The 15,813-nt window shown below is 48.1% G+C and carries 11 protein-coding genes and 1 pseudogene; all 12 read left to right on the plus strand.

Annotation, left to right across the window (positions count from 1 at the left end):
* Positions 1-44 precede the first annotated feature (44 nt).
* The 12 genes and pseudogenes from QNH28_RS14960 to QNH28_RS15015 all read left to right on the plus strand — a co-directional run bounded on the left by QNH28_RS14960 (position 45) and on the right by QNH28_RS15015 (position 15,739).
* Entirely contained in the window at positions 45-2,687 is a 2,643-nt protein-coding gene (locus QNH28_RS14960) for a glycoside hydrolase family 2 protein (protein WP_283907394.1), read from the plus strand.
* Entirely contained in the window at positions 2,680-4,785 is a 2,106-nt protein-coding gene (locus tag QNH28_RS14965) for a hypothetical protein (RefSeq protein WP_283907395.1), read from the plus strand. Before QNH28_RS14960 ends, QNH28_RS14965 begins: the two co-directional genes overlap by 8 nt.
* Before the next feature lie 308 nt (positions 4,786-5,093).
* Positions 5,094-5,993, plus strand: a complete 900-nt coding sequence (locus QNH28_RS14970) for a carbohydrate ABC transporter permease (protein ID WP_283907396.1) — start codon at positions 5,094-5,096, stop codon at positions 5,991-5,993.
* A 5-nt stretch (positions 5,994-5,998) separates the two neighbouring features.
* Positions 5,999-6,883: a carbohydrate ABC transporter permease gene (locus QNH28_RS14975; protein WP_283907397.1), complete on the plus strand. Its 885-nt coding sequence runs from the start codon at positions 5,999-6,001 to the stop codon at positions 6,881-6,883.
* Positions 6,884-7,024: 141 nt separating this feature from the next.
* Positions 7,025-8,452 (plus strand): ABC transporter substrate-binding protein, encoded by a 1,428-nt coding sequence (locus tag QNH28_RS14980; RefSeq protein ID WP_156113113.1) that lies wholly within the window; start codon positions 7,025-7,027, stop codon positions 8,450-8,452.
* Between the two features lie 100 nt (positions 8,453-8,552).
* Positions 8,553-11,000 carry an alpha-L-rhamnosidase-related protein gene (locus tag QNH28_RS14985; RefSeq protein ID WP_283907398.1) on the plus strand — a complete coding sequence of 816 codons (2,448 nt, stop codon included), beginning with the start codon at positions 8,553-8,555 and terminating at the stop codon, positions 10,998-11,000.
* A gap of 65 nt (positions 11,001-11,065) precedes the next feature.
* Entirely contained in the window at positions 11,066-12,094 is a 1,029-nt protein-coding gene (locus QNH28_RS14990; protein ID WP_283907399.1) for a cache domain-containing protein, read from the plus strand.
* 556 nt (positions 12,095-12,650) lie between these two features.
* Positions 12,651-12,899 carry a hypothetical protein gene (locus tag QNH28_RS14995; protein ID WP_283907400.1) on the plus strand — a complete coding sequence of 83 codons (249 nt, stop codon included), beginning with the start codon at positions 12,651-12,653 and terminating at the stop codon, positions 12,897-12,899.
* A gap of 76 nt (positions 12,900-12,975) precedes the next feature.
* Positions 12,976-13,230, plus strand: a complete 255-nt coding sequence (locus QNH28_RS15000; RefSeq protein WP_283907401.1) for a cold-shock protein — start codon at positions 12,976-12,978, stop codon at positions 13,228-13,230.
* A gap of 124 nt (positions 13,231-13,354) precedes the next feature.
* A complete protein-coding gene (murD, locus tag QNH28_RS15005; RefSeq protein ID WP_283912159.1) occupies positions 13,355-14,653 on the plus strand; it encodes a UDP-N-acetylmuramoyl-L-alanine--D-glutamate ligase in 1,299 nt (432 codons plus the stop codon).
* A 304-nt stretch (positions 14,654-14,957) separates the two neighbouring features.
* Positions 14,958-15,448 (plus strand): annotated as a pseudogene (locus QNH28_RS15010) (DinB family protein).
* 42 nt (positions 15,449-15,490) lie between these two features.
* Positions 15,491-15,739, plus strand: coding sequence for a hypothetical protein (locus QNH28_RS15015; RefSeq protein ID WP_283907402.1), 249 nt, complete (start codon positions 15,491-15,493; stop codon positions 15,737-15,739).
* Positions 15,740-15,813: the final 74 nt, after the last annotated feature.

Raw genomic sequence — 15,813 nt, forward strand, 5'->3', positions numbered from 1 at the left:
GAACAGCGCCAAATTAAGCAGGGTTTGGGGGAACGGGAGAAGACATGAAACAAATTTTATTGAACGATCTAAAGTGGGAAGTCAAAGGATACTGGCCTTGGGTGCCATTAAAGGGCACCAGCATGGAACTGGGGCAGGAATTGATGGGAGTTACAGACTGGATGCCAGCTACTGTGCCGGGTGGAGTTCATTATGATCTCTACAGACAGGGCTGGATTAGCAATCCTTATGAAGAGTTGAACAGTCTGAGCTGTGAATGGGTGGAGAACCGTTGGTGGGTTTACCGCACGACTTTGAAACATCCTGAGCTGAAGGCATCCCGAATTGAACTGGCCATTCAGGGACTAGACTATGAAGCAGCTGTTTACGCCGACAATATCCTGTTGGGTGAACATAAGGGAATGTTCGAGCCGGCTGTATTTGATGTTACAGATCTCCTCTCGGAGCGGGAGAGTCTGGAAATCTCAGTACTACTGAAGCAGGCACCGGATGAAATGGGGCAAATCGGCAAAACCTCGGCCACCTTCACGCAGAAGAGCCGTTTTAATTATAAATGGGATTTCTCCACCAGGTTAGTTAACGTCGGAATCTGGGATGATGTTGTACTGAGGGTTCACCGGGATTGTTCCTGGGAAGACTTGTCGATCACTACAGATGCGGAACTTGGTGTGAATGGCGAGCAGGTTTCTGGTCGAATTTCCATTCAGGCAAGCATCAAACAGATGGCTAGACCTGAATATGCACTGGCGATGACAGCTAGCATCACTTGTTCTGATCCGGAGGGGAATCCGCTGGTGGTTCAGACATACCCGGTTCTCGCGAAAGAAGTTCTGAACGCGGAGCTTGATATTCCTGAGCCTCAGCTATGGTATCCGAACGGCTACGGAGAGCAACCGCTCTACAGCCTTGAGCTGAAGCTGCTGGACGAAGAGGATATGGTGCTGGATACCCGGAGGTTACAGACAGGCATCCGCAAGCTCGATTATATCCTTAATGAAGGAAGCCCCGACAACGCACTACCTTATACGGTCGTGATCAACGGGCGCAAGATTTATATAAAAGGTGTAAATATGACACCCTTGGATCATCTCTACGGAAATGTGACGATCGAACAGTATCAGCAGATGATCTATTTAATGAAAGCGGCACATATCAATCTTGTTCGGGTATGGGGCGGCGGAATCATTGAGAAAAAAGCCTTTTACGATTTATGTGATGTAAATGGCATTATGGTCTGGCAGGAGTTCATCCAATCGAGCTCCGGCATTGATAATATTCCTTCCCAGCAGCCTGAGTTTCTGGAACTGCTGCACAAAACGGCTTGCACCGCCCTCTGCGACAAACGCAATCATGTATCGCTGACGGTATGGAGCGGTGGTAATGAATTAATGAGTGAACCGAACAAGCCATCAGACCTCAACGATACCAATCTGGCAATGCTGAAGAGTCTGGTGGAGCAGTATGATCCGCAGCGGCTCTTTCTGCCGACCTCGGCATCTGGTCCGGTGGAATATATTACGGAAACCAAGGGCCAGGGTCATGATGTTCATGGCTACTGGAAGTATATGGGCAACCCCTATCACTACGAATTATATGGAAGTAACGATAATCTGCTGCATAGTGAATTTGGAGTGGACGGTCTGAGTTCTCTCAAAAGCCTAGAGAAATTTCTGAATGCAGCCAACCAGCAGCCTGTCTCGATGGAGAATAGCGCGATATGGAGACATCACGGAGAGTGGTGGGATACGCTAAGCCGTGAAGAGGAAATGTTCGGCAGCATGAATGATTTGAAGCAGTTCTCCGCTTGCAGCCAATGGATGCAGGCAGAAGGAATTCGCTTCGTGCTGGAGGCTAATCGTCGCCGGAAATTCCGGAATAGCGGCAGCATTGTCTGGCAGTTCAACGAGCCATGGCCGAATGTGTCTTGCACTAATCTTGTCGATTATTATGGTGAAACGAAGATGGCCTACCATTGGGTGAAACAAGCCTTCCGTCCGCAGCATGCTTCGCTAGATTACCGCAACCTAATGCTAACGCCTGGCACAAGATTTCAGGGAAATGTATTCGTACATGGTGGAGATGGAGGTAAGGTAAAGGTTGATGCGGAAGTACTCGATGCAGCGGGCCGAGTCCTACATCGGCAAACCTTCGAGGCAGAAGGAGACAAAGATCGTGCTGTCTGTGTTGGGGAGCTGAATTTCAACGTACCTGAGCATGAGAAACTATTATATTTTGTTAGATTGTCATTCCGGAACGTTGAAGAAGAATTGCAGCATAATTTATATGTTTTCTCCACCGCAAAAAATCATCTTTATGCTCCTGCATTTGATCTTACAGGTGGCAGCCTGCAGGTGCGGCAGGAAAGCTTATGGCAGTCTGCTGGTGTAGGAGAGAAAAGTCGTCAGGCTAACTTCACTCTCCATAATACTGGTAGTGAAGTACTGTTACATGTACATGCAGAGGAGAAGGGGAACCGCCACTGGATGGAAGCAAATGAACAGTTCTTCAGCCTTTTTCCGGGAGAAAAAAGGACAATAACGGTTACCTGCACTCCGAAACTGGCGGGTGGGTTTCTGGCTGGGGAGAATTACAGTAGTAGCGACGGCTTACCAGAAATTAAATTTCACTCGTTTCTGACAGCACAGGGCGATACGATACCAGATGAAGGAGCAGGAAATCGTGAGTAAATCATTGTGTTTTGTACCGGGGAAATACGTTCCGCTAAGTCGCTTTATTCTGAGTGGTGGATCTGAACCCATTGCTGTACCCGTTACTAGGGCTGTGGCCGATTACTTAAAATTGCACAACGCAGAACTACTGCTAGCCTGCTTGCGGAGCGGTGAAGTGACTTTCCACAGAGCCGCTTGGTCAACCCTGCGAGAGGATACAGTCGAGGCTAAGAACGCTGATGGAACCCAGAATTCAGAGGAAGGAGTGTTCGTATTGGTCAGCCCGTTGCTGACCAATACGCTTCCAGTAGTGTCACACTGGGATCATAGTGCGGCTGAAGGAAAAGGTGGCTTCCGCTATGGTGGGACCGACGGCATCGGGACCTTACGGATGGACGAAGCTGGAGAGAAGGTTGTAGCTGAACATGTACGGCTCTACAATAACGATCCAGATAGCCCCTATGTATACAATACAGAAGTTTATCAGCTGTTCGGTAGAAGCGAAGGGGATAAGGAACTTAAAACCCCTCAATTCGAGCATTACATCGGTGACCGCTACAGTCTCTATGCAGTAGATGATTTAGTTGCCATCTCCTTGAGCGAACGTATCCTGAAGACCTTCGGGTATCCGGTGGTCTTCCGTAACGAATCCACTGACGATGGGGCTCTTTTAAGCAATGCGCCTGTGTTTCAGCTCATCAGCGGCAGTCTGCTGGTTACGGAGAACGGACAGCATAGCCTCGCTTCCTATATTTTGCCGCCCTATTGGAGTCCCGAAAACGTTAAGTGCTATCCGCTGTTATTCAACGGTTATTATGATGCCAATGAAAATACCTTTAGCACTGTAGGTCCCTCATTTCTGGAAATCATCGGAAAGACTCTGGCCAGCACAGGCAAAGGTGTAGTTGGTGTTCTCTGGAACGGCGGAGGCTACATCGGCAGCCGCTCCCTGCAAGGCTCCATTTACGCCGGCATTGGGGCGGCAATTGCCAGAGGCCGAGATAGCTATGGTGGTGATGCGGAGCAGGTTGTGACCGTGGGTGGCTCACGCGGTGGGCTGACCGCGTTGCTGGCGGGAGGCAATCCTCTAAGGCTGCCGTACCGGGTGCGGTACACATTGTGTTATGCACTTCCGCTAATTCTGAATGGGCTTACCCGTGAGTTTGCGGAAGGGGCCTGCCCGTTGATCTGGCACGTGGCAGAGGTGGACACCGGTTACCGGGATATCTGGAAGAAGGACTGGCGGCATCCTCAGACCGGAAGATCAGGTATCGAGTCTCTGCTACAGACACTTACGGGAGCTGGTGACTCTGCAAGTCTGCGGGAAACGACCGGACTGGAATCCGATTTCTTCCTAGACGGCCTTAAAGCGAGCGGCACTAAGCTACTGATAAACCACGGCACGCATGATGCCTTTACCCTCAGCCGATTCAGCTTTGCCTTCGCGGCCTTGGTCCGGAGTCGTGGCATTCCACTTCGCCATGAGGTCGGCTACCGCTTCGGGCATAACAACTGTACGGACCTTTACGAGCAGGCTGCTCTGTGTCTAAAAGCTATACTACAGGAACAGGAGCTTGAATTCACGGGGACGGTGCATTATCGCAGAAATAGTCCGGCTGCGGTGGAGTGGGAGCAGACGGAACGTTTTGTCCCAACTCATCAACCTGTTTTTCTGGAAGCACCGAAGTTCGTAGCGGTGGGTAGTCCAGTGGCTTGGACTCTGTATGGAGAGCCGGGAATGGAATACCGCCTGGAGCTGGGAATCCTAGATCAGCAGGCTTGGGAACAGAAGCAGCAGGTAGTCCGGAATGAGTGCATTAAACTCGCGTCCGGCGTCTTACCAGATAAACATCATCCTCTTGAACTCTGTTCGTGGCAGGATGGGGTAAGTCAACTCGCTGAGGGGCAGCATGCGGGTTATTATCTCTATGAGTTGTCTTACAGGCTCAAGGGTGAACAGGAGTGGAACGAAGTATCTCCAGCTCGTGTGCCGCAGCCCGGCGTGGAACCGCAAGCGCTGCTTCATATTTTGGAGGAGCAGCCCAATCCGGCGAGCGAAGCATTTCGAGCGAAAGCGGCCGTCCTATGCATTAGTTCAGGGCTAAGTGAGGCCTAAACAAAACGTCATACCATGAACATAAGCGGTGTACGACCATTCCGGTGCGTACATCGCTTTTTTTGAAATATAAGAAAGTATAAGTTTCATACCATACACAATCTCTTATATTTCTCGCATGATTGCTTGCCAGCAAAATAAGTAGCTTTACAAACGCTTTCGCAGGGTTACCGGATTTCGAGGTTTTGTAGGAAGCGCTATCATTTAAATATAACAACTATACAACGCCTGACCGGAGTGAATTCTTGGCTTCGGGAGGAAGGAAGGACAGGAGCATGATTGGAAAAACCACTGAACTAAATCCTTTAATGACAAAGAAAAAGAAAGGTTATCCTGTGCGGCGTCTATTTAGAGATTGGTCCTCTTGGATATTAATTGTCCCTACACTGTTTGCCTTTTTCTTTTTTTCCTGGCAGCCGCTCGTCAAGGGCATTGTGCTCTCTTTTTTCAATACAGAGGGTTATAATGCCGTAAGCTTTGCCGGACTGCAGAATTACAAGGATGTGATACAGAACTCAGCGTTTCAACAGACACTGACCAACTCTTTTGTGTATGTGTTCTGGTCGCTGCTGATCGGTTTTGCTGTACCCATTATAGTCGCAGTTGTGATCAATGAGCTCAGGCATGGGAAATCGTTCTTCCGCTTTTCGGTCTTTTTTCCGAGCATGGTTCCCGGCATAGCTGCCTCGATGTTATGGATGTTTCTGTTTGAGCCTGGGAAAGGCGGCGTGCTGAATATTATGCTGAGCGCTCTGGGATTCCCGGTGCAGCAGTGGCTTCAGGACCCGGACATGACGATTATGCTGATTATTTTCACGATTACCTGGCGGAATTTCGGGGGAACGGTGCTGCTCTATCTAGCCAGTCTGCAAAGCATTAATCATGATCTGTACGAAGCGGCTTCCATCGACGGTGCGAATGTATGGCGGAGATTTAAAAGCATCACCATTCCGCAAATTTCAAGCATGATCGGATTGATGATGATTTTGCAGATCAGCGGTGTATTCCAGATTTTCAACGAGCCTCTGGTTATGACCGAAGGTGGGCCGAACAACGCCTCTATGACGTTAATGCTCCAAAGCTATTACTATGCGTTCCGGAGCTTTGAAGCAGGCCATTCCATGGCGCTGGGGGTTATTACTTTCCTTGTCCTGATGATGCTTACTATTATTTATTTCCGGCTGGATAAGAAATTGAACAGGGAGTAGAAGCTATGAAAACAAAAGAAGCATTTGGCATTATCGGCAATATAGAATACAGGTCACCTTGGGTACGCGTGCTGTATTGGTGCATGTTCATTCTGATGATTGTGCTTGCCGCCGTCTGTATTCTGCCTCCGGTCTGGATTATGGTTTCGAGTCTTAAAGACATCAAAGAGTTTTATGCGATCCCGCCTACCCTGATTCCTCGCTCATTCAATGTAGGCAAGCTATGGGAAACCTGGCAGGAATTTAACTTTCTCAGTTACTATCTGAATACGGCTTACTTAGCTGTCGGTTCTGTACTGTTCTGTCTTACGTTTAACGGCCTGGCAGGATATTTTTTTTCTAAGCTGAAGCCTCGAGGGAGTGCACTGCTGTTTGCCCTGATCGTGTGGACTATGATGGTTCCGAATACAGTCGGTATGGTGCCGCTGTTCAAAAACCTGATTGATTTTCCACTGCTACACTTGAATCTGACCAATACCTACTGGCCGATGTGGTTTATGGCTGCTGTGAATCCGGTGGTAATTCTGATCTTCAAGAACTTTTTTGATACCATCCCACTGGCGCTGCTGGAAGCGGCCAAAATTGACGGAGCGAGCACCATCGGCATTTTTATCAGGATAATCCTCCCGCTTAGCGGACCAGTTATGGCCACGATTACGATACTAACGATGAACAGTGTCTGGCAGGACTTCTTCTGGCCTTTTATGGTGCTGAAGGATAAATCGACCTGGTCGGTCATTGTGGCGATCTATAATCTGAAAGCGACTTTGCCGCAGGACATTCAGTTTATTGCGCTGACGTTTGCGATTCTGCCGCCGATTATTCTGTTTGTTTTTTTCCAAAAGTACATTATGAACGGACAATCCATGGGCGGCAGCATTAAAGGGTAACATCACCCGATCACAAACCATTTCACAGTTTTGCCCCGTAGGGTGCTGCAGAAGGTGCGTGGTAAGATGATTTCAGATTTAAAAGAAAGCGCTTTACATGTTGTGAAGAATGCTTTAACAATAAGACTAGGGGGAATTACATTGAGAATCGAACACACCAAAAAAATTACAGCTACACTGGCGCTAACGCTGCTTCTTACGGCCGGTCTGGCTGGCTGCGGAGGCTCCAAAGAAGAGAACGCCGGAGGGAATACGGAGGAAGCGAGCAACAAACAGGTGACGATCAAGGTCAGCAACTGGCCGAAGCCGAATGAGGAAGCCAAAATTGCCCAGTATGAGCAGCTCATGGCGAAGATGAAAGCTAATTATCCAGATATCATTGTGGACAAGGATGAATGGGGTTATGATGTCAGCTCTTTCTTGCCTAAAGCGGCTAGCGGTCAGCTTCCTACGGTGTACGAAACCTTTTTTACAGAAACTAGCAAAATCATTAAGGCAAATTACGCGGCAGATATCACGGATACGATGAAAAAATATGGCTATGACAAAGCGATCAATCCAGATCTGCTGAAGATGGTGACCAAGGACGGCAAATATTACGGGATTCCGAAGGACGGCTACGTGATGGGGATGCTGTACAATATGAATCTCTTCAAGGAAGCTGGACTGCTGGACGATAAGGGCATACCAAAGTTCCCTAAAACATATGAAGAGCTGGCACAAACTGCGCAGATCATCAAGCAAAAGACCGGTAAGGCGGGAATATTCCTGCCAACCAAAAGCGGCCAGGGCGGCTGGATGTTCATGAACATTGCTTGGGCTTACGGCGCGGAATTCGAGAAACAGGTGGATGGAAAATGGCAAGCGGTGTTCAATTCTCCAGAGGCAGCGGCGGCCCTGCAATATGTGAAGGACTTGAAATGGAAATATGATGTCCTGCCGGACAATAATCTGGTGGATGTTACGAATGACATGTTCCGCATGTTCGGAACCGATCAAGTCGCTATGAGCTTCGGCATGAATGACTGGCCTCCAGTCATCCAGCAGCAGACCAAAATGTCTAAAGATAATGTAGCAATGTCCGCCCTTCCAGTTGGACCGATCGGGAAACCTGTAACTCTGCTCGGCGGTGGTCTATATATGTTCTCGCCTAATGTAACCCCTGAGCAGATTGATGCTGGATTCAAATGGCTAAAAACCTACGGCTTCACACCGGAGTCCTCAGAAGAGGCATTAACTGGTTGGGATATCGAGAAAAAGACACTGAGTGATCAGGGGCTGATCGTAGGCCCTTACGGCCTGCGGATTTGGACAGATGAGAAACGGATCGGTGAAGAACAGAAGATTCTCGACAAATACAACAATGTGAACCTGGATTTGTTCCGTGATTATATGGACAACGGCAGCAAAGGCATGCGGGCAGAAGAGCCGGTCAACGCTCAGGAATTGTACCAGAAGCTGGATATTGTACTGCAAACTGTCCTTACGGACAAAAACGCAGACCCACTGGAGATTTTGACTAAGGCTGCTGAAGAATTCCAACGTGATTATCTCGACAAGGTGAAATAAGCACAGTCAAACGGCGGCGTCGTCCTTCTGAAGGGCGGCGATGCCGTTTCTGCGTACATTGCCAAAATCTACTCTAATTGATAAAGGAGATGTGCATTACATGGCAGCAAAAGAATGGGGAGACTGGAACGCACGCTGGATCTGGCCTTTGGTTGAGAAAGGAACAGCTAGTTGGGAACAGCAACACGAGCGAGTATATTTTCGCAAAGTGTTTGAGCTACCAGCTGGAGCCGGGAAGGCTTATAGTCTAAATTTGGCCATTACTGCTGACAGCCGCTACAGACTCTTTGTTAACGGGCAGCGTTTATGGGCCGGTCCTTGTAAGGGTCATGGCCATGTACAATATTATGAGGAATTCAGTTTGGACGACGTTTTGCAACCAGGTATAAATGTGATTGCTGTTATGGTAGTTCATTATGCAGGGACATCTCCCTTTAGGCTGGGTGAAGACGGACCTCTATCCATCTGGCGTTCGACAAAAGGCGGCTTGCTTGTAGAAGCGGAAGTTATGAACAATGGGCAGCTTGTGCAGGAACTGAATACAGATACCTCATGGAAAAGCATTAGGGACCACAGCTACAGACTTCAGCCGTTTCCGATTATGCGCTGGATGGGCGGATTGGAAGAGGTGGAGGGGGACGTAGCGCTACTGGATTGGACACTGCCGGAATATGACGACAGCGCCTGGTTAGCCGCAAGGATTGTACAGCCGGTGCGGGATGATTATGGCCAATTGACCCCATGGCAACTGGACAAACGTCCGATTCCGCTACTGTATGAGCGGGAGCAGCTCTTCCTAAAGCTGATGCGGAGCAGCAGTGGTGAAGGAGATGCCCTATTTGAAAAAGGGCATTGTCTGGAGCTACGCAATGAAGCTAGTGAGGTTGCCCTGCCAGTAGCAGGAATACATGTGGAAGCGGGGCAGCAGCTTTGGCTGGAGCTGGATGCAGGCGAGCTAATCACAGGTTATCCGCAGCTTAAGCTCCTTGGGGGTAAAGGTAGCCGGATCACCCTGCTTTACGCCGAGTGCTACGAAGAAGAGACTGGGGATGACGAGATCCGCCGCAAAGCTGTCCGCGATGATATGCGGGAGCATGTACTAAGAGGCGGATATGACAGCTACCACCCAGCCGGTTATGGCACCTCGATGCAGGTGGAAACCTATGAACCGTTCTGGTTTCGTACCTTCCGGTATGTCCGACTGGAGGTGCATACTGGAGCTGAACCTTTGACGATATCCGGCTTCAGTTATCGAGAGACTGGGTATCCGTTACTGGCGGAAGGAAGCTTTCATTGCAACGATGAACGATATAATCAGCTCTGGGAGCTGAGTGTCCGAACCCTACAACGCTGCATGCATGAGACCTACGAGGATACGCCGTATTATGAACAGCTGCAATATACCATGGATACCAAACTGATGATGGAGTTTACGTACCTGTTGTCAGGAGACGACCGATTGGCACAGAGGGCAATGGAAGATTATAGGGCTTCGCAGCTGCCAAACGGCATGCTGCAAAGCCGCTTCCCCTCCGTACTGCCACAGGTCATCCCCTCCTTCTCCTTGTATTGGATCGGGATGATTCATGACCACTACAGATCCTTTGGAGATTTGGATATCGTAAATCGGTACCGACTGCCACTGTTATCCGTATTGGACTGGTTCGATCATCGACTGACACCGCAGGGTCTGGTGGACAGAACGCCTCGCCAATATTGGAATTATTTCGACTGGGTAGAAGAATGGCCACTCGGTGCACCAGACTGTACGGATGATGCACCTGCAACCGTACTTAGCCTGATGTATGCGAACGCATTGGGGCAATCGGCTGAATTACTTACCGCCAGCGGGTGGACGCAGATTGCATCAGAATTGCGCCAGCGCAAAGCGGCGGTCAACGCTGCAGTACTGGATTGCTGTCGCCAAACGAATAGCCTAATGTTCCGCGACAGCCCTAAGGCGACTACAGAAACACAGCTTAGCCAGCATACGCAGGTCTGGGCAGTTTTAGCTGGTACGGTAGATGCTGTAGAGGGGGCGGCATTACTAGAAGCAACGATGACAGACACATCGCTGGCTAAGCTTTCACTGCCGATGAGCTACTATTTATTCCGCGCGCTGGAGCATTGTGGATTGTATGACCGTTCCTTCGGACTATGGGTACGCTGGATGAAGCAGCTGGATTTGAACCTCACTACACTCCCAGAAATGGACTCTGTTGGAACCAGAAGTGACTGTCACGCCTGGAGCGCGCTGCCGATCACTGAGTTCACAAGAGGGATATTGGGTGTCCGGCAAGAGATAGAGGAAATAACCATAAAGCCACATTGCGGTGAACTGCAACAGGCCAGTGGAACCGTAAGCACAAGTCTGGGTCCAATACATGTGAAATGGGAAATCCATTCAGAAGCGGGGCATAAAAACTTCCATTTTGAATCTACCTGGCCAGCCGGTTCGGCGATTACAATTATCCTTCCGAATAATGAAGTGCATCTGACAGATTCAGGATCTTTTTATAAGGAGATCGACATTAGTCACTTTAGCTGATAGTCTGATTTTAATTGATTTTCGTTTTCGTTGATTCATACACCGGAGGGGGATGGGGGAGTTATATGTTCAGATCATTCGGCCGCAACATCCGCCTTGTCCTGGTGCTGTTTATTACCGTTTACATTGCTGCTTCAAGTTTCATTTTGTACCGTACTATGGAGCATAGAAGCTTGGATATGTTGCGGCAGTTATCTGTTCAATACACTGGCCAGCAGCATAAGAATACTCTTTTGTTCATGAACTGGCTGGAGGAGACCTCCAAGCTTATCTCCAACAATCAGGTGGTACAAAACGCTCTGAAAAAACCAGCGTACGACGGAGCAATTTCTCCGATTCTTGAGGGCATTCGCTCCTCTAGCAGTGACATTCTCGGCATTTATATTTGGGGTGAAGCAGGAGGGACTTACTCCTCGAGCAATGTGTCGGGGCTTCTCCCCTTTGCAGAGATCAAAAAGGTTCCGGGGATGGAACAATTTCTGGATAACCGGGAACAGACTTTGCGCTGGACGGTGCTGAACCGGGAACATCTAATGAACGCACCTTCTGATTTGCGCGACCGTCTGCTGCTTGAGGTGAAAATTCAGAATGGGGAGGGGCAAATTTTAGGTCTGCTCTCACTCGAAGTTGAGATTGACAAGCTGTACAGCTTCTACCTGTCAGGCAAAAATACGATCTACGGAGAGAATGAAGTTTATCTGCTGACAAGTAACGGAAAGCTACTGAGTGCGGCGGATGTTCCTATGAAGCGATTGCAAAAAATTAGAGCTGCGCTGGCCACACCGGAGAAGGATAATCCAGCTATGCCGGAAGAACAAGATAGTTCAAGTAGCGGTGCTATGGATTTGTTGGAGCGTGAAACGGCCGACGGCTTGATTTTACTCTATCCGCTGCCCGAATCGGACGAGCGGATTGTCACCTATATCTCTGCAGACGGCATGAATGCAGAGCTGCGGACGTTTAAGTATTTAATGATTGGCTTAAACATCGTCGTGTTTATAGTGTTCTGGTTGCTGATCTCAATGCTTAGTGGCAGTATTGTTAATCCGCTGAAACAGTTATACTTGAAAATTAACTCCACGATGAAAGACTAAGATTGGTAGTCAGAATCTATAAAAATAGCTGTGGAATTTCAGTCTATCTGCTAAAGTCAGCAAAAGGTCACTGAATTGCAGTGTTTATATCTATTCAGACATAGAGGTGTCCCCCAAAGCAATGAATTGGTTGCTAATGCTTGGGACGCCTTTTGGTGTTTTTAGTAGAATGAATGGGAGTAGAGGGAGATGAGATCCACAAACTAACCTATGCTTCACCAATACATCTCTCTGGCAGATAAAACTAGTGTGCTTTAGCTGTACGAAATACAACTAAAGCACCTCTATTCGGAAGTGACTCTAATTCGTCTGAATCATCTGATTCACTCAGTACCACTATTTCGCCTGCTACTTCCATCTTTACGCCAGCCTCCTCCTCATCATATTACATTCAAAACGTTTAACTTTTGGGCATAATCGTTACATTTGTAGCGTTATATCGTTAGAATTAGGTTATGTAATGATTTTCTGATATTCCTGAATTGGAACAATGTGGTAAAATATAATATTGTGAGGAGAGTAATCATCGAAAAATGGAGGAGGGAACAAATATTTCATGGGCAACGACTTATACAGAAAACTAGGTGCATCCTTTCTAATTTCCGCTGGAGTAATCTATGCTATCGAACGTGTGGGCTCTTTGAAGGCTCGCAGCCATGAAATTGTAGCGTTATACGAAGCAAAAATGTTCGAGGCTCTACCTGAAACTAATATTACAGGCTTCTTCGATAATATCTTTGTGCCAATCCTTTCGTTCCTGGGTATGATACTTTTCGTATATGGGTTCCCGAAAAAAATAAAATGAGATGATTTTGTTTTGAAGCTAGAGCAAAAAACTCAATCTCCATGATACTTAATAAAGTGACAGAGGTGGTGCTTAAATGGCGGAAAGAAGATGTGGTATTGTCAAATGGTTCAAAGAAGATAAAGGTTACGGACGGATAATGCTAGACGGGCAGGAAGGTAATCATGTCTTTGTTCACTTTAGCGAAATACTACCAGACCCTATTAAGTTACCGAACGGCTTTCGGGTTCTTAAAGAGGGTCAAAAAGTTGCATTCGACCTATTCGAGTTCCCTAGTATAGCTGATTCTCAGAGCAGGACAGCTAAGAATGTGCAAATTTTAGAGGATTGAAGGAACCGTTTCTATTTGTTCGACTAACGGGCAGGTTAGTTCCAATTTGTGGTATATTTTATTTAATGACATTTACTAAGTGGAGGTACTTATGAATCCTGCGTTTGACACCTATATCCAATCAATGGCCGGTCGGGACGTGAGTGTCATCGGCGCCGGTGTCAGTAACGCACCGCTGATCCGTATGCTGTGCTCGGCTGGGTCTCGGGTCACAGTGCGCGATCGCAACCAATCTTTGCCCCGAAAGGAGTGGGATGATCTGGGGGTTAGGTTGTACTTAGGGGAGAATTACCTGGATCGCGTTGGGGGAGACACTGTGTTCCGTACTCCGGGCATGCGCCCAGACCATCCGGCGCTAGACTCAGCCCGCGCGGGCGGCAGCCGTGTGACCAGTGAGATGGAGGAATTCTTTGCGTTGTGTCCTTGTCCAATTTTCGGTGTGACCGGTTCGGACGGTAAGACCACCACCACGTCGTTAATTGCAGACATGCTGGCCAACGGGGGGCGTACGGTGCATCTTGGCGGCAACATTGGCACACCACTGCTGACGCGCGCGGGCGAGATGTCGCCGCTGGACGCTTGCGCGGTCGAACTCTCCAGCTTCCAGCTGATGGACATGACGCGCTCTCCCCATGTGGCGGTCATTACCAACCTTTCGCCCAATCACCTCGACTGGCACCGCGACATGGATGAATATTCCGCCGTCAAGCGCCGCCTGTTGGATTTTCAGAGTGCGGACGACCTTGCCATCCTTAACGGCGACAACCCGGCGACCGCAATACTTCGCGGGCGGGGGCGTACCAAGTATTTCGGCGAGCACACGGTCCGCGATGAAGTGATCGACGGTCTGGTACCTATCAGTGACATTCGTTTGCCGGGGTGGTATAACATTGAAAACGTTATGGCAGCCATGACCGCCGTGAGGGGGACCGTGCCGGACGAGGCAATCCTGGAGACGGTGAGCACTTTTGTCGGCGTGGAGCACCGAAACCAGTGGGTGGCAACTGTTGGCGGTGTCCAATACTACAACAATTCAATCGGTTCCAGCCCCGCACGCACCGTCGCCACGCTGCACGCTCATGAGGGCCGAGTGTTGCTGATTGCCGGCGGTCGAGATAAGAAAATTCCGTTCGACGAGATGGCTAGACTACTGCCTGATCATGTTAAGGTGTTGCTGTTGATCGGCGAAGCGGCAAGTCAAATCGAGGCTGCGGCGCGTAGAGTGGCGGGCTGTCCGCCTATTATCTACTGTGAAGGCCTGGCCGAGGCAGTGGCGCAGGCGCACAAGTTGGCCTCATCGGGCGACACTGTGCTGCTGAGTCCTGCATGCACTGCGTTTGACCAGTACCTTAACTTTGAAGAGCGCGGGCGTCACTTTGTAGAGCTGGTTGGGAAGCTGCGACGGTCGGAGGGAAAGGATTGAATAAGACGTGGGCGTTTTCCGGGAAAACCTTATTGCCCGTATTTGCGGTTAACGGGAAACGATAGTTAAACATAAAGGGTTCCACATATTAGTCATGTACTATATGAAGGACCCTTTATTTTATCTGACTTTTTTATATTTACTCTTGATAAAATGCAGAAAATAAAGCACTAGACTGACGAGGTCATTAACCTAACGGCAGTTTAGTGTCACAAGAAGAAATAGTAGGTTAATGTCGAATGAATTTGTCTGGATAGTTAGAATATTAATATTTCGATGATTTATATTACGAGAGTGCTCTATAATGAAGACTCTGTTCAAATACAACTGGCAGGTTCGTAATAACTGGTTTTCTTGGTCTGAAGATGTACTTGAAGATGAATTGCTTAAAGCTCGAATTGGCGGTGTTGGAGGACTCTTAGAAACACTGTTTCACATTGTTTATTGGGAATATAGTTGGATTCACAGCGTATTGCAGGAAAGGCAGAATTTGAACAAGAGCCCTTCGAGGCTTACAGAAGTCTGAAGCAGCTACGAGATTTATCAATACAGTTTCACGCAGAAGTGGAGCAATTTGTTACGTCATGGACACCAGAGATGGAACGTAAAGAGCTGACACTTCTACGTGATAATGGTGAATGGATAACATATAAGCAGGGAGAAATCATGCGTCACGTCATCGCTCACGAAATACATCACATTGGTCAGTTGTCTGTATGGGCAAGAGAAATTGGGCGAGAACCGATCACTGCGAATCTAGTTCGTAGGGGATTGTTCAACTATTGGGCTGGATAACGTTATGGTAAGATAATGCAATAAAACATCTGGGGTGCAAAAATGAGAATGTATGCTCTTCTTACAGAACCAATAGGGGACATAAGTAAGGTAATGATTTATGAATCAAAGTATCGTGTTTATTTATTTCTATTTGAAACTCATGAAAATATGGGTGCAAATGCTGACTATTGTTATGAAACATTAGAAGAAGCAATGGAATTCTGTAATGAGGAACTAAACATAGTTGAGGAACAGTGGGTTGTTATTAACGATCCTAAAGACGGGGAACAACACGATATTATTTACTAAACCAGTATTGACAGCATTGAGCAAACGGGAAACGTTACTTAAACGTAATAGCGACAGTCCAGGGCTTTATTTTC

It is taken from the genome of Paenibacillus sp. G2S3 (assembly GCF_030123105.1).
Taxonomy (GTDB): Bacteria; Bacillota; Bacilli; order Paenibacillales; family Paenibacillaceae; genus Paenibacillus_AQ.

Coding starts and splice junctions, on each gene's coding strand:
- QNH28_RS14960 (WP_283907394.1), top strand. CDS start 45: ATGAAACAAATTTTATTGAACGATCTAAAGTGGGAAGTCAAAGGATAC.
- QNH28_RS14970 (WP_283907396.1), top strand. CDS start 5,094: ATGACAAAGAAAAAGAAAGGTTATCCTGTGCGGCGTCTATTTAGAGAT.
- QNH28_RS14975 (WP_283907397.1), top strand. CDS start 5,999: ATGAAAACAAAAGAAGCATTTGGCATTATCGGCAATATAGAATACAGG.
- QNH28_RS14985 (WP_283907398.1), top strand. CDS start 8,553: ATGGCAGCAAAAGAATGGGGAGACTGGAACGCACGCTGGATCTGGCCT.
- QNH28_RS14990 (WP_283907399.1), top strand. CDS start 11,066: ATGTTCAGATCATTCGGCCGCAACATCCGCCTTGTCCTGGTGCTGTTT.
- QNH28_RS14995 (WP_283907400.1), top strand. CDS start 12,651: ATGGGCAACGACTTATACAGAAAACTAGGTGCATCCTTTCTAATTTCC.
- QNH28_RS15000 (WP_283907401.1), top strand. CDS start 12,976: ATGGCGGAAAGAAGATGTGGTATTGTCAAATGGTTCAAAGAAGATAAA.
- murD (WP_283912159.1), top strand. CDS start 13,355: ATGGCCGGTCGGGACGTGAGTGTCATCGGCGCCGGTGTCAGTAACGCA.
- QNH28_RS15015 (WP_283907402.1), top strand. CDS start 15,491: ATGAGAATGTATGCTCTTCTTACAGAACCAATAGGGGACATAAGTAAG.